This is a genomic window from Parafilimonas sp. (assembly GCF_047606085.1).
Classification (GTDB): Bacteria; Bacteroidota; Bacteroidia; order Chitinophagales; family Chitinophagaceae; genus Parafilimonas.
On record NZ_JASGEX010000129.1, the window covers coordinates 14,927 to 29,467 of the forward strand.

The 14,541-nt window shown below is 42.6% G+C and carries 12 protein-coding genes; 6 read left to right on the forward strand and 6 right to left on the reverse strand.

The window, feature by feature from the left end; all coding sequences use genetic code 11:
• Window positions 1-19 precede the first annotated feature (19 nt).
• A complete protein-coding gene (gene nusB / locus QM629_RS11565; protein WP_415160030.1) occupies window positions 20-952 on the reverse strand; it encodes a transcription antitermination factor NusB in 933 nt (310 codons plus the stop codon).
• 216 nt (window positions 953-1,168) lie between these two features.
• Window positions 1,169-2,428 (reverse strand): ABC transporter permease, encoded by a 1,260-nt coding sequence (locus tag QM629_RS11570; protein WP_415160031.1) that lies wholly within the window; start codon window positions 2,426-2,428, stop codon window positions 1,169-1,171.
• A 164-nt stretch (window positions 2,429-2,592) separates the two neighbouring features.
• Between QM629_RS11570 and QM629_RS11575 the strand changes: the two genes are divergently transcribed.
• The 3 genes from QM629_RS11575 (at window position 2,593) to QM629_RS11585 (ending at window position 6,141) form a co-directional block, all read left to right on the forward strand.
• A complete protein-coding gene (locus tag QM629_RS11575) occupies window positions 2,593-3,267 on the forward strand; it encodes a succinate dehydrogenase cytochrome b subunit (protein ID WP_415160032.1) in 675 nt (224 codons plus the stop codon).
• 52 nt (window positions 3,268-3,319) lie between these two features.
• Window positions 3,320-5,293 (forward strand): fumarate reductase/succinate dehydrogenase flavoprotein subunit, encoded by a 1,974-nt coding sequence (locus QM629_RS11580; RefSeq protein WP_415160033.1) that lies wholly within the window; start codon window positions 3,320-3,322, stop codon window positions 5,291-5,293.
• A 92-nt stretch (window positions 5,294-5,385) separates the two neighbouring features.
• Window positions 5,386-6,141 (forward strand): succinate dehydrogenase/fumarate reductase iron-sulfur subunit, encoded by a 756-nt coding sequence (locus tag QM629_RS11585; RefSeq protein WP_415160034.1) that lies wholly within the window; start codon window positions 5,386-5,388, stop codon window positions 6,139-6,141.
• A 102-nt stretch (window positions 6,142-6,243) separates the two neighbouring features.
• Here QM629_RS11585 and QM629_RS11590 read toward each other — a convergent pair whose 3' ends face one another.
• The gene (locus tag QM629_RS11590; protein WP_415160035.1) at window positions 6,244-6,696 is read right to left on the reverse strand and encodes a CBS domain-containing protein; all 453 of its coding nucleotides are present in this window, start codon (window positions 6,694-6,696) and stop codon (window positions 6,244-6,246) included.
• Between the two features lie 210 nt (window positions 6,697-6,906).
• Window positions 6,907-8,139, reverse strand: coding sequence for an ABC transporter permease (locus QM629_RS11595; RefSeq protein WP_415160036.1), 1,233 nt, complete (start codon window positions 8,137-8,139; stop codon window positions 6,907-6,909).
• Between the two features lie 370 nt (window positions 8,140-8,509).
• Between QM629_RS11595 and QM629_RS11600 the strand changes: the two genes are divergently transcribed.
• The 3 genes from QM629_RS11600 to QM629_RS11610 all read left to right on the forward strand — a co-directional run bounded on the left by QM629_RS11600 (window position 8,510) and on the right by QM629_RS11610 (window position 11,097).
• The gene (locus QM629_RS11600) at window positions 8,510-9,091 is read left to right on the forward strand and encodes a hypothetical protein (RefSeq protein WP_415160037.1); all 582 of its coding nucleotides are present in this window, start codon (window positions 8,510-8,512) and stop codon (window positions 9,089-9,091) included.
• Between the two features lie 568 nt (window positions 9,092-9,659).
• Complete coding sequence (locus QM629_RS11605; protein WP_415160038.1) at window positions 9,660-10,310, forward strand: hypothetical protein; 651 nt, start codon at window positions 9,660-9,662, stop codon at window positions 10,308-10,310.
• Complete coding sequence (locus tag QM629_RS11610) at window positions 10,282-11,097, forward strand: sensor histidine kinase (RefSeq protein ID WP_415160039.1); 816 nt, start codon at window positions 10,282-10,284, stop codon at window positions 11,095-11,097. Before QM629_RS11605 ends, QM629_RS11610 begins: the two co-directional genes overlap by 29 nt.
• A gap of 68 nt (window positions 11,098-11,165) precedes the next feature.
• Here the strand turns inward: QM629_RS11610 and fmt are convergent, their stop codons facing one another.
• On the reverse strand, window positions 11,166-12,107 hold the full coding sequence (gene fmt / locus QM629_RS11615; RefSeq protein ID WP_415160040.1) for a methionyl-tRNA formyltransferase: 942 nt from the start codon (window positions 12,105-12,107) through the stop codon (window positions 11,166-11,168).
• A 174-nt stretch (window positions 12,108-12,281) separates the two neighbouring features.
• Complete coding sequence (locus tag QM629_RS11620; RefSeq protein WP_415160041.1) at window positions 12,282-14,459, reverse strand: S9 family peptidase; 2,178 nt, start codon at window positions 14,457-14,459, stop codon at window positions 12,282-12,284.
• Window positions 14,460-14,541 lie beyond the last annotated feature (82 nt).

The following is a 14,541-nucleotide window of genomic DNA, read 5'->3' on the forward strand; positions in this document are numbered from 1 at the left end:
GGGCAAATGTACTGTTTTCTCAATTGGCCTTTTTCGATTTAAAATCGGTTTTGTAAATCTTGTTTTGCGCCACCAGGTCTTTATGAATGCCATCTAAAATGCCATTTACAAAATGGCCGCTCTGCGCCGTGCTGTAATCTTTTGCCAGGTCAATATATTCGTTAATGGTAACTTTTGGCGGAATGGTTGGAAAATATAAAAACTCGCACACGCCCATTTGCATCAGTATCATATCCAATACCGCAATTCGTTCGGGGTCCCAGTTTTTTAAACGTGCTTTAATCAGGCCGGCTACATGGTCTTTTTTGCTGATAGCTGTTTGCAGCAATTCTTTTGCAAATGTTTTCTTTTCGGCATCCGGCATTTGCTGCAGGTTCAGAACAGATGGCTTTTGCAGCTCATTCAGCATAAGCACGTTCAGCATTTCTGCATCATCGTCCCAATTGGTAAAGTTTTCCTCTATATGCGCCACAAAATTTTCTTCAGGCAGCATCAGGTCAGAAAAAATATAAGTAAGCATATCCCTTTCCATCTTTATATCCCTGTTTTGCAAATGAATATACTGTTTATATTTTTCTGTTGGAACCAATGCCTCATACGTGCTGCGCACCAGCTCTTCTGTGGTATCGAAGCAAAACCTGTATTTTGCCATCGCCTGCCTGTAAGAATGGTTTTCCAGTATGGCCCACAAAACCGTATTGCCTGAAAGTTTTGTATTTACGTTTTTGTCTTCTGCTGTGGCGAGGTGTTTGGATGCCCGCTGGCTGGCATCTTTTTCTGCATAGCGGGCCACTTCGGTAAGAAAATAAATAAGATAGGTGAAAAGACGGGGTGTTTGCTCGAGCCGGTTATCCAGCATTTTTATGGCCTCATTGTCTGAAATATTGCCTGTGCTGTCAAGCTGGTATAAAACCTGCATTACCTTAACCCTGATATTTCTTCTCGTAATCATCCTTTCCAAGAACTTTATTGGGCGCGAAGATAATTTGCCCCTGTTAATTACAATAAAGAATTATGATTTTGAAATTGTTAAGAAGCTGGTTTAAAAAATGGAAGAAGAATACTCAATAGCCAATGATCAATATTCATTTTTTCAGAGCGTTCACAATTGAACATTGCGTATTGAATATTGAGTGTTTAAAAAAATAATCAGGCGCACCCGTAAGCCTCACTTGCTTCTTATGGCCACAACAGGGTTCATGCGGGCAGCGATGGAAGCCGGTATAATTCCGGAAAGAATGCCAAGTATTACGCAAATTGAAAATGCAAGAATGATTATTCCGCCTGAAATAACAATGGGAAAGGGGAGTACTGCACTTAAAATAGCAGCAAGCCCCCACACCATAAGCAGGCCAATAAAACCGCCGATGATACAGAGAAAAGCGCTTTCCAATAAAAACTCCAGCAATATTGTTCTGCTTTTTGCGCCTATGGCTTTTTTAAGGCCGATCTGGCTGGTGCGCTCCCGCACGGTAACAAACATAATGTTGGCAACACCAAATGCGCCTACAATCAGGCTTAAACCGGCAATGGCCCAGCCGCCAATATTTACGGTGCCGAAAAAGCCGCTTACAGCCTCGGTCATAAAATTAATATCGTTCAGTGCAAAATTATCTTCCTGTTTTGGGCTAAGCCTGCGTATCTGGCGCATAACGCCTTTCAGTTCGTCCACCAATGCGGCAGAAGGCACGTTAGGCCTGCCTTTTACCATCACATAATGCTCGTTGTATGGCTGATTAGCGCCATAAATTTTTGTATAGAAATGATAAGGAAGAATAAGCGCTTCATCAAAATTATACCCCGGGCCAAAGCTGCTTCCCTGCTTTTCAATAACGCCTATAACCGTTGCTTTAAAATTGCTGAAGGTCACCACTTTGCCAACTGCATTATTTGCAGCGCCAAATAACAGCCTGGCATTTTCGTATCCTATTACCACCACAGGGCTGCCATTATTAAATTCTGTTTCAGTAAAATAGCGTCCCTGTATCAGGTCAATATTCTGTATCTGGCTGAACTCTTCGCTTATGCCATAAATGTTTGCCCTCTTTACTTCCTGGTTCTGGTATTTTACATCAGCATTGTCGTCAATAAAAAATGCCACGTTTTCTGCAAGCTGGCTGCGTTGTTTTATCAGCTTGACATCCCGGAATTTGGGGTCGGGCCGGTTTACGAATTTCCACCAGGGGAAATCATTGTCTTCCTGTGCGCCGTATTCCCATTTATCCACGTAAATAGTATTGGTGCCAAGCGCAGCAATATCGCTTTGAATTTTATACTCCAGGCTGTTTACGGTGGTAAGCACGCTTATAATGCAAAATATGCCAAAAGCAACACCCGTTAATGAAAGCCCGCTGCGCAGCTTATTGTTTTTTAATTCGCCAAGCGACATTTTAAAGCTGTTCCATAAAATATTTAAAAGCTTGCGCATGTATCAAAAGTATAAAACAGATGTATTGCGGGAACAAATTTTAGATAAGCGGAAACTTTGCCGGATATTTTATAGCATAATCGTGTAAAACATTTTTTTTGACATAAGTGTGACATTCGTACTGTAATTTTGCGGGCGGATTTTTCTAAACTAATCTTGCAAATATGACTTGGAAGCAGGTTTTTACATCTTCGATAGGTCAGAAAATCTCAATGGCCTTAACCGGAATCTTTCTCATCCTTTTTTTGATTGTTCACGTGGGGTTAAATGCCTGCATTTGGGCCAACGATGGCGGTAAAATGTTTAATGAAGCAGCGCATTTTATGGGCGGCTATTGGGTACCCCGCGTTTTGGAAATCGGGTTGTTTGCCGGAATTGTTTTACATATTGTACAAGGCCTTATGCTCGAAGTGTCCAACAGAAAAAAGCGCGGCGACCAGCCCTATGCTGTATCTTATGGAAACAGGGGCAGCAAGTGGTACAGTCGCAGTATGGGTTTGCTCGGAACGATTGTATTATTGTTTTTAATTGTGCACCTGGCAGATTTTTGGTTGCCTAACAGGGTCCACCAGGGTTTTTTGCTTGGAGAAGAAATTAATTTGTACGATAAAATGCGGGAAGTATTCAGCCAAACATGGATTGTGGTTGTTTATATACTTGGCTGCATCTCGCTTGGCTACCATTTGGCGCATGGCTTTTATAGCGCCTTTAAAACCATGGGTGTTTATAATAAAAGGCATTTGATATTGATACGTTGGTGTGGCTATGCTTTTTCTGTTGTAGTTCCCTTAGCATTTGCCATGATGCCGCTAAGTTTTTATTTTGGCTGGTTAAAATAAACAGCGCTCAGTCTTTAAGTACATTTTCAAATTCGCAAATTTTCATATTGATATGCTTGATGCAAAAATCCCGGAAGGAAAATTAGAAGATAAATGGACGGATTATAAAGGCCATTGCAAGCTTGTAAACCCGGCCAATAAGCGCAGGATTGAAATTATTGTTATAGGCACAGGTTTGGCCGGCGCATCTGCAGCGGCATCCTTGGGAGAAATGGGATATAAAGTAAAGGCATTTTGTTTCCAGGATTCTCCCCGCCGCGCACACTCCATTGCGGCACAGGGTGGTATTAATGCTGCCAAAAATTACCAAAACGACGGCGATAGTGTTTTTCGCTTATTCTACGATACTATTAAAGGCGGCGATTACAGGGCCCGAGAAGCAAACGTGTACCGTTTGGCCGAAGTAAGCGGCAGTATTATTGATCAGTGCGTGGCGCAGGGTGTTCCGTTTGCACGTGAATATGGAGGTTTATTAAGCAACAGGAGTTTTGGTGGTGTGCAGGTGCAAAGAACATTTTATGCGGCAGGCCAAACCGGCCAGCAGCTATTGATTGGGGCTTATCAGGCTTTGGAACGCCAGGTGGCTTTGGGCAATGTAACCATGTATTCCCGTCACGAAATGCTGGATGTTGTTATAATTGAAGGCAAAGCCCGCGGCATTATTTGTCGCAACCTTATAACCGGTGAATTGGAAAGGCATTTTGGCCATGCGGTAGCTTTATGCACCGGTGGTTATGGCAACGTATTCTATCTTTCCACAAACGCTATGGGCAGCAATGTTACCGCCGCCTGGAAGGCGCACAAAAAAGGCGCTTATTTTGGCAATCCTTGTTTTACGCAAATACATCCAACCTGTATTCCCGTTAGCGGCGATTATCAAAGCAAGCTTACTTTAATGAGTGAAAGTTTGCGTAACGATGGCCGCATCTGGGTTCCTAAAAAAAAGGGCGATAGCAGGCCGCCTAATGAAATTCCTGAAGATGAAAGGGATTATTACCTGGAAAGAAGGTATCCTGCTTTTGGCAACCTCGTTCCGCGTGACGTGGCATCAAGGGCGGCTAAAGAAAGGTGCGATGCCGGTTATGGCGTTGGTTCATCCAGGCAGGCCGTTTATCTCGATTATGCTTCTGCCATTGAACGTTATGGCAAAACAGAAGCAGGCAAACGCGGCATAGATCATCCATCGGCAGAACAGATTAAACAAATGGGCGATGAAGTGGTGAAAGAAAAATACGGCAACCTTTTCGATATGTATGAAAAGATAACCGGCGAAAATCCTTACCAGGTGCCTATGCGCATTTATCCTGCAGTACATTATACAATGGGCGGCCTTTGGGTTGATTACGAATTGCAAACAACAGTAACCGGTTTATTTGCTTTGGGCGAATGTAATTTCAGCGACCATGGCGCCAACCGTTTAGGTGCAAGTGCATTGATGCAGGGCCTGGCAGATGGCTATTTTGTAATTCCATATACAATAGGCAATTACCTGGCAGATGAAATAAGAACGCCCGCCATTCCTACAACACATCCTGCATTTGAAGAGGCCGAAAACAAAGTGGCGGAAAGGATACAAACGCTGATGAATATTAAAGGCAATGAATCTGTTGAAAGCCTGCATAAGCGCCTGGGGAAAATTATGTGGGATAAATGCGGCATGGCCAGGAATGCGCAGGGGCTGAAGGAAGCAATTGAAGAAATTCGTGCATTGAGAAAAGAGTTCTGGAGTAATGTAAAAATACCCGGAAGCATTGATGAATTTAATCCTGAACTGGATAAAGCCGGCCGTGTGGCAGACTTTATGGAACTGGGGGAACTGATGTGCATGGATGCCTTGGACCGTAACGAAAGCTGCGGCGGTCATTTCAGGGAAGAATATCAAACGGAAGAAGGTGAGGCCCTGCGCGACGATGAACATTATATGTTTGTTTCGGCCTGGGAATATAAAGGCGATGAATACTGGGCGTTGCATAAGGAAGCGTTGAATTATGAAGTAGTGCATCCTACGCAGCGGAGTTATAAATAATGCCTCCAACCCCTAAAGGGGAGTTTGGAGAGGCTATTAATTAAAAATAAAAAATTCCCTTCAGGGTTAGGGTTTTTATGGAACATTACAACATGAATCTCACACTTAAAGTGTGGCGTCAGAGAAATAATAAAGAGAAAGGAAAATTTGAAACGTATAAAGTGGAAGGCATTTCGAGTGAAATGAGCTTTCTTGAAATGTTTGACGTGCTGAATGAGCGGTTAATTACCGAAGGCAAAGACCCTATTGCTTTTGATCATGATTGCCGCGAAGGTATTTGCGGCATGTGCTCTATGTATATTGATGGCAAGCCACATGGCCCCTGGCAGGCAAATACCGTTTGCCAGTTGCACATGCGGGCTTTTAAAGACGGCGATACCATTGTTGTGGAGCCCTGGCGCGCCAAAGCTTTTCCGGTTGTAAAAGACCTGGTGGTTGACCGTTCTGCGTTCGACAGGATTATACAGGCCGGCGGTTATATTTCCGTAAATACCGGCAATGTTAATAAGGTGGATGCCAATAGCATTCCTATCGAAAAAGAAAACGCTGATAAAGCCTTTGCTGCGGCAGCGTGTATAGGTTGCGGCGCCTGCGTGGCAGCCTGCAAAAACAGTTCTGCCATGTTGTTTGTATCAGCAAAGGTATCTCACCTGGCCTTATTGCCACAGGGCGACCCCGAGCGCAAGACCCGTGTAGTGGCCATGATTAATCAAATGGACAAAGAAGGGTTTGGCGCCTGCACGAATACCAATGCCTGCGAAGCTGCCTGCCCTAAAGAAATTTCCGTAACCAATATTGGCCGTCTGAATAAAGAATATATGATGGCGAGCCTGAGCGCCGACAAATAGCGGTAGTATTTGTTGGAATGATTTTTTGTTTACAAACTGCGTTATTCCCTTGTGCTGCAGCCTTCAGCCCACGGTTATTAGGTGTGCCTTTGCTGAAGACAACTACTGGTTATTGGCTTTTAAAAATTCTATCTGGTGCGCTTCTAAATTTTTTCTGCCTTCTTCATAATCTGCCATGGCCTCGCGCATAAGGTCGTGCATGGTAATTACGCCAATAAATTTACCTGCATCAAAAACAGGAATATATCTTGCTTTGGAGTTATTCATTAACAGCATAAGCTTGCTGGTAGAATCTTCAGGGGAAGCATTTACCAGATCAGTTGCCATTATATCGCTTACCCGGGTGGTGGCGGATTGCCTGTGCTCCAGGATTACTTTATGCGCATAATCCCGCTCGGAGAAAATGCCGATATATTTATTGTTGTCATCCGTAACAATAAGGTAGCTGATATTTTTTGATTTCAGAAGCCCGATTGCATTTAAAACATTTTCATTCTGTTTTATATAATTAAACTGTATTCCTTTCTGTTTCAGGATGTCTCCGGCTGTGCGCATGATGTATAGATTTTACTGGCTGCAAATTTACTTATACAAGAGTTATGGGTTATATAATGGTGCTATAAAAATTAAACAGCGAAGTTTGAATAATGATGCGGAAGCCGCTATATTAATCAATTGCCGAAGTGATGCGACGCAACTAAGACGCCACAAGGTATCAATAGCTGGTATCATAATAAAAAATAAAGCAGCGAAGCTGTTTTTAAGCTACCTGAACTGTATGGCTTTAACCGGCCTGATGGTTTTTACCAGCCATGTAGGTATGAGCAGTGCAAGAAAACACACGAGCAGTGTGGCTGCGCACACGGCAAACACCTGCCACCAGATAATGTAAACGGGCGCTTCGGAAACATAATAGGCGGCTTCGTTCATTTTTATAAAACCGGTTTGCTGCTGTAAAATGCATATACCCAGGCCAAAGAAGAGGCCAATGAGAATGCCGCGTATGGCGATAATGCCGGCATGATACAGGAATATTTTTTGTATCACCCAGTCGCGGCAGCCAAGCGCTTTTAAAACGCCCGTCATCCTGGTGCGTTCGAGTATTAGTATAAGCAAACAGGTTACCAGGTTTATGATGGCTACAATGGCCATTACGGTAAAAATTACGTTGCGGTTTACATTCTGTATCTGCAGCCAGTCGAATATATTGGGATAGATCTGTTTGATGGTGCGGCTTATCCATGCCTGCGGCAGCATTTCGTAAAGCATAGCATTGAGGGTGTCCATCTGATCGTAATCATTAAGAAAAACTTCATAGCCGCCTATTTCGCCATGCTGCCAGTTATATACCTGCCGCAGCAGGCGGATATCGCCAATGGCGAAAGTTTTATCATACTCTTCAATGCCGGTTTTAAATATGCCGCAAACCTGCAGGCGCCGCGCGCTGGCCCTGCCTTCCTGCTGGTTAATGAAATAAACATTCACCGAATCGTTCAGGTGTATCTGCAGTTCATTGGCTATGGGCTCTGAAATTAAAATCTCTTTGCTGTAACCGGCTTTATCAAACCCGGGAAAACGGCCTTGTTTTAAAAATGTTTTCAGGTTATTAAAATCGTAACTGCTGTCAACACCCTTAAACAATACGCCTTCTATTTCTTTGTTCTTTTCAATTACGGCGCTCTTTGTGGCAAAGGCCTGCACCTGTTTTACCTGCGGAAAAATATGCAGTATCTGTACCGTTGTATCGTTGGGCTGCCAGGGTGTTTCTTCTGCAATCATGGCTTTGTCCGGTTCATATTCCTGTACCCGCAAATGGCCCCAGAAGTTGAATATTTTATTGCTGACGGCATACTGAAACCCGTTTACAAAAGCCAGTGTAATAATCATGGCCGCTACACTCAAAGCCGTTGCTGCCGTAGCCAGTTTTATGATAAACCTTGAAAAGGAATGCTGTTTATTAAATGCTATACGCTTTGCTAAAAATGTTGCGAGTTGCATAGAAGATGGTAAAGATAATAGTTAGTTAAGAGTTGATTGGATAACAGGCTTGCAAACTTTATGGAAAATACGCCTGCAAGGCTGCGGCGCATAAACATTTTTCCGGCTATAAATATTTTTTTCACGCAAAGGCGCAAGGGCTGATGCAGGGCGCATTTCAAATTTTCGCTTCATACGCGGCGCTCCGGTCGGTGAGACACCAACCGGTAGCAGGGTTCTACAGGTGGGTGGGGCACCCACCTGCGAAAGATGGTAAAGATAGGAGTTGAGTGTTGATTTGGAGATCGCAAACTTTATAGGAATATGTTTTTATTGAATTAACATATATATCATAAATTTATGTATTAATTCATCTTTAGAAGCTCCAACTATGTGTAAAAAATTATTTTATTCCATTGCACTGCTTGCCCTCAGCTGTTGCTATCTTAATGTAAATGGACAAATTTCAGTAGCTGTCATGTCCATTCATGGTTCCGAGATTAAACACGTCTTGGATACTTATACAAGTGGTGTGGTTAGCATACAGTTTAAAACTAATAATGGAAGCGCTTTTTTTGCTCAGGCTCAAGCATATAATACAAGCGTTACTCCCCCGTTCACTAACATCTCTTTGCAAAAATTAGTAAACGTACCTGTAACAGTTGATACTTTCGTGTTACCAACATTAAAATGGAAGTATTCGCTTGATTCTCTACCTGATGGCGCGGTTGATACGAGTAAAACTTATTACTTGATTCCTTATTATGATAATCCTTACATTATCTATAAAATTTCTCTTGTAAGTTTCGATGACTTATTGAAACAGGTAGATTTACCAGAATATAAAAACTTAAACTCGGAAAGTTTTGGAGAGCTTGATCCAACGGCTACTAAACAGGTTCTCGATAAGCTTAATCAGCTTTTAGTTGCTTCTAAAAGTTTTAACCCTATCCCTCCACAGCTTCTTCCTTAAATGATATTTCATATCTTACAGAGGTCATAATTATGGACAACAAAGTTGCCCATAATTATATGGAGGATCAAAATCTCATATTTATTTTTTAAAGATTATTACGGTTAGTTAAGATTGAAAATATGTTTGCAGGTTTTTCATATATAAAAAAGGAAGTTAATCTGATATATTAACTTTACCCCGCTAAAAGCCTCATTATGATAAAAAAGCTACTCGTTCTTATTTTTGTTTTTTTTGTTACCGGTTTTTGTTTTACTGCCAATGCCCAAGTTGGTGTGGCCGTAATGTCTGTTAAGGGGTTCTGAAATAAAAAAAGTGCTGGATAATTATGCAAGTGGTATAATTGTTTTACAGTTCAAAACCAATAATGCCACTAAGTTTTATGCAGACGCAAAGCCCGAAGACATTATTGAAGAATATAAGAGTAGATATGGGCATGAAAATTTAACCTTCGACATGCTGATGAACTTGATGCCTCAACCAAGAGAAAAGTGCTTGGGGAGCTTTATAAAAAACTGGCTGCTGCCAAAAGCTTTAACCCGGTTCCACCGAAACTTGTTCCGTAATCTTGATTATATTTTATATTTTACAATGGACAGAATTATGGGCAACGCTTATTCCCGTAATTGTATGGATAATTAAAAAACCACGCAGCTATTATATAAAGCCCGTTAAGGTTTACCTGGCTTTAATACTGTGCCTGTATATAGCTTCTTATGCTGTTTATTTTAAAATTATTGATAACAACCATTATTATTATTCGCTTATTGCTGTATGCAGGCTCAGTTGTTTTGCATGGTTTTTTTCGCGGCTGAAATTGTTCCCAAACAAGAGGGTCATACCTGTTGTTTACAGTGCAGCGCTCATTTTGATCATATTCAATTTTATATTTCTTGAGGATTTTCTAACGGCTTTCAGTTCAAACACCTTTAGCCTCGAAGCTTTAATTTTGCTGGTGTTTTGCATCCGGTATTTTTTGAAAAAGCTTAAGGCTGATGAAGTTTCCAAACGGGCCGATGCTTCTTCTTTTATAATAACAGGCCTTGCAGTGTATGAGGCAGTTTGCTTTCCGCTGTTCCTGTTTTATAACACGCTTATCCATAGCAACAGCACTTATGCTGCATACGCCTGGAATATTGTTCAAAACATTAATTATCTTATATTTTGTTTGTTTATAGCAAAGGCGTTTTATGAAAGTTCCAAACATAGCAGCAATTAATATTACCGTATTCGTTACCGTTGCCATTGCGGTAATGTTGTTGCTTATCATAAGCTTTTTGTTTGCCTTTAATATCAGCCAGCGCAAGAAATTCCAGTATCAGCAAAACCTGCTGCATTTAAAAGAGAAACAGCAGAACGAACTGATAAGGGCTGCGGTAATGAGCGAGGAAACAGAACGGCACCGCATTTCAGACCAGTTGCATGGTGAAGTGGGCGCCCTGCTTTCGGCAACAAGATTGTACCTGTATAACCTGCATGCCGGGAAGATGGGAGAAAATGAAAATGAAATTTTTCAGAAGTCTATTGAGCTACTGAATGAATCCATTCAGAAAGTGCGTTTTATATCGCATAACCTGCATTCAAATGTTTTAAAGGAATTTGGTTTGAATGAAGCCATTTACAGCTTCACGCAAAAACTAAACCAGCCGGGCAAATTAGATATAACAACACAGTTAGATGAATCATATCAGTCGAGGAACCCCGAAGGCGCCATCAGTATTTACAGGATATTGCAGGAACTGTGCGGCAATATTATTAAGCATAGCGCTGCCACTGAATTAAATATACGATCTTTTGTATCGGCAAGCAGGCTCTGTTTTGTTATGAAGCATAATGGCGTTGGCTTAACACAGCAGGAATTTGAAAAGCTCCGGTATGAAAAAAAAGGCCTTGGCTTAAAGAATATTCAAAACCGCATCATCTTATTAGAAGGCAATATTTTGTTTGAAAGAAGCGGCGAAGAAAATATAATTGCCTTTACAGTGCCGCTAAGCAGCGATGTTTAAACCAGTTACCAGTTACCGGTTACCGGTTACCTGAAACCAGCAACCTGAAACCAGCAACCTGAAACCTTTTAGTTAAACCTGTACCCCCTTAAAAATTCCTCTATATGCATTCTTTTCTTTCCCTGCAACTGCACGTCTTTGCAGTGAATAAAGCCATCAGCACAGGCAAATTTCAAATAGGTTCTATTGTTGGTATGAAAAGAACCGTTTGCAAAATTGTGCGTTGCTGTTTCTTTTTCCGCAAAGAATATTTTAAGCACCTTATCGTCAAGGTAAGTAAAGGCTGCCGGGTAAGGCGATAGGCCGCGGATTAAATTGTATATATCCGAAGCTGTATTATTCCAATCTATTTTGCAGGTATCAGTGTTTAATTTAGGCGCATGTTTAATAGCTGATAGCTGATAGCTGATTGCTGATTGCTCTTTCTCCCGGATACTGCCGCCTGCTATTGCTTCTATTGTTTTTACAATTAATGATGCGCCCAATTCTTTCAGCTTATCATGCAGTTCTCCCGCTGTTTCTTTTTCACCAATGGCAATTTTTTCCTGCATTAAAATATTGCCGGTATCAATTTCATGCTGCAGTTTAAAAGTGGTGATGCCGGTTTCTGTTTCGCCGTTTATAATAGCTCGGTTTACAGGCGCCGCGCCGCGGTATTGCGGTAACAACGATGCATGTACATTAATCGTTCCAAGCGGCGGCATATTCCATACAATTTCAGGCAGCATGCGAAAAGCCACAACCACCTGCACATCAGCTTTCAGGGATTTTAATTGTTCAATAAACCCAGGGTTTTTTAATTTTTCCGGTTGAAGAACGGGCAAATTTTTTTCAACCGCATATTTTTTTACAGCGCTTTGCTGTAGCTGCATGCCGCGGCCAGCAGGCTTATCCGGTGCGGTTATAACACCAGCAATGTTACAGCCTGCATTTACCAATGCTTCCAGCGAAGCCACGGCAAATTCAGGTGTGCCCATAAAAACTATACGAAGGTTTTTTGTTGAACTCATACAAGCAAAGTAAAACAGATGCAACTAAGTTTTTAATAGTTTTTCGCACAGAGCAAAGGAGTAAACAGAGATATAATACACCTCCGTTAGCTCCGCGATCTCTGTGCGATAAAAATTCAAACAGCTTCTCAGGCGCTCTTCCTGTCATCCGTTATCTCCCATCTGTCATCTTTCTTACCTTCCTCCCGGCGGGCAATACTGCTGTAAAAAGGTAGTATAAAGATTGCGTAAATGCTTTGTGGTGCCTTCGCCTTCATTTATACTGTGCGTACGGTTTGGATAAGGCATAAACTGGAATATCTTATTGTATTTTATCAGTTCATTAATCATCATTTCAGCATTTTTATAATGCACATTATCGTCACCTGTGCCATGAACGATAAGTAAATGCCCCTGCAGGTTTTTGGCGTAGGTAACGGGCGAGCCGGCAATAAAATCTTCCTTGTTTTCCTGCGGCAGGCCCATGTAACGTTCCTGGTAAATATTATCGTAGGTAAGCTGGTAATCAACCGCCGCAATGGAAATACCTGTTTTATACACATCGGGAAACTGGAACAGGCAGTTAAGCGTGGTGGAACCACCGCCGCTCCAGCCCCAGATGGCCACGCGGCTGGTGTCAACAAACGGCCATTGAATTATTTTCCTGGCCGCCATGCCCTGATCCCGGATGTTGATGCGACCGATATTCCGGTAAATGGCTTTGCGCCATTCAGCGCCTTTTGGCGCCGGTGTGCCGCGGCCATCGAGGCTTATATAGATGTAACCATCATCAGCCATGCTGCCGTTATACAAAAAATTAAATGCTGCGCCGTATTCGTCTTTCACCGTTTGCGAAGCCGGCTCTGTATAAACATAAAAAACCACGGGATATTTTTTTGTTGAATCAAAGTTGGCTGGCTTCACCATCCAGCCGTCCATTGTAATGCCATCATCTGTTGTTACCTGAAACATGTCTGCATGCGGCAAATTGTTCCCATAACTTTCTCTTTCGCCCTGTTTGATTATCTTATGCTGCGGCAGGCTTACCCAGTCTTCCACAGGCGGCGTATTGATGTTTGAAAATGCATGCGAGGCATACAGCCCGTTGGGAGAGAGGTCATAATCATGCGTGCCGCTTTCCTCAGCGGGCGATAAACGTTCCGCCTTGCTTTTGCCATCCATTTTTACGCGGTAGAGATACTGCTGTGTGGCATTGTTGGGCGAAGCCATAAAGTATGCATACCCGCTTTTATCATCATACCCATTCAGTGTAATGATGTCGTAATTGCCGTTGGTTAATAAAGTTTCTTTTTTGCCGTCGCGGCTTATTAAATAAATATGGCGCCAGCCGTCTTTTTCACTCACCCATAAAAAGGCGCTCCCGTTCTTCACCCATTCCCATCCTGTTTTAAAATTGTTATAGGCCCAGGCATTTTTATTGTCAATCCATGCCTTGGCGGTTTCTGTATAAATTTCACTGGCGGCGCCGGTGGCGGCATCACAATACATCAGCTTTACTTCGTTTTGCTTGCGGTTAAATTGCTGGATGATGAGCTGTGAAGCATTAGCAGCCCATCCCATGCGCGGGATATAATGCTGCTGCGCATCGCCGGGGATATTCATTTTGGTTGAATGGCCACTTGCAATATCTACCGTGTAAACATAACAAGGCGAAGGGTCAACGCCGGCAACAGGATATTCAACGGGCTTTACAAACGGGTAAGTAGAATCGGTATTGTCTATCATTAAAAAGTTGGGGATTTTCGTGGCATCCACTTTCCAGTAAGCAATGGTTTTGCTGTCGGGGCTCCAGCGAAAGCCATCTCGGCAATCAAACTCTTCTTCATACACCCAATCGAAAGTGCCGTTTATCATGCGGTCTGTGCCGTCTGTGGTAAGCTGTTTTACAGCGCCTGTATTCAGGTCTTCCACATATAAATTATGGTTGCTTACGTAGGCTACATTAGTGCCATCCGGCGAAAATTTTGCATACATCAGCGAAGAAGCCGGCAGTGTTTTGCCGATTTGTTTTAAGCTGTTATCGGTTGTATTTAAAACCCAGTAATCGCCGCGGGTATCATAGCGCCATACTTTTTTGCTGTTGGTATAAATAAGCGCCTTCTTTCCATCGCTGGAAAAGAAGAAATTGCGCACAAGTAATGGCTGCGCGGCGCCGGAGGGCGTTAACTGCTGAGCCGTTACAACAGTTGTTTGTGTAAAAGAAGGCATTTGAATGTTGGTTATGCCATCAGCCGAAGTTTCATAATAACTGTTGCCGTCAGCAGCCCAGTGCAGGCCTTTCGGCGGCTGGGCAAATGTTATTAACGGGAAGCATACGCTGATAATAAGCAGGAATGATTTGAATACTTGCATGCATGAATTTTTGTGTTGCTTCGATGCGGTCGAGCCACAGCGCCAGCTCGTCGCGGTCGAGGGAGTGCAGGCCGCTCGTGAG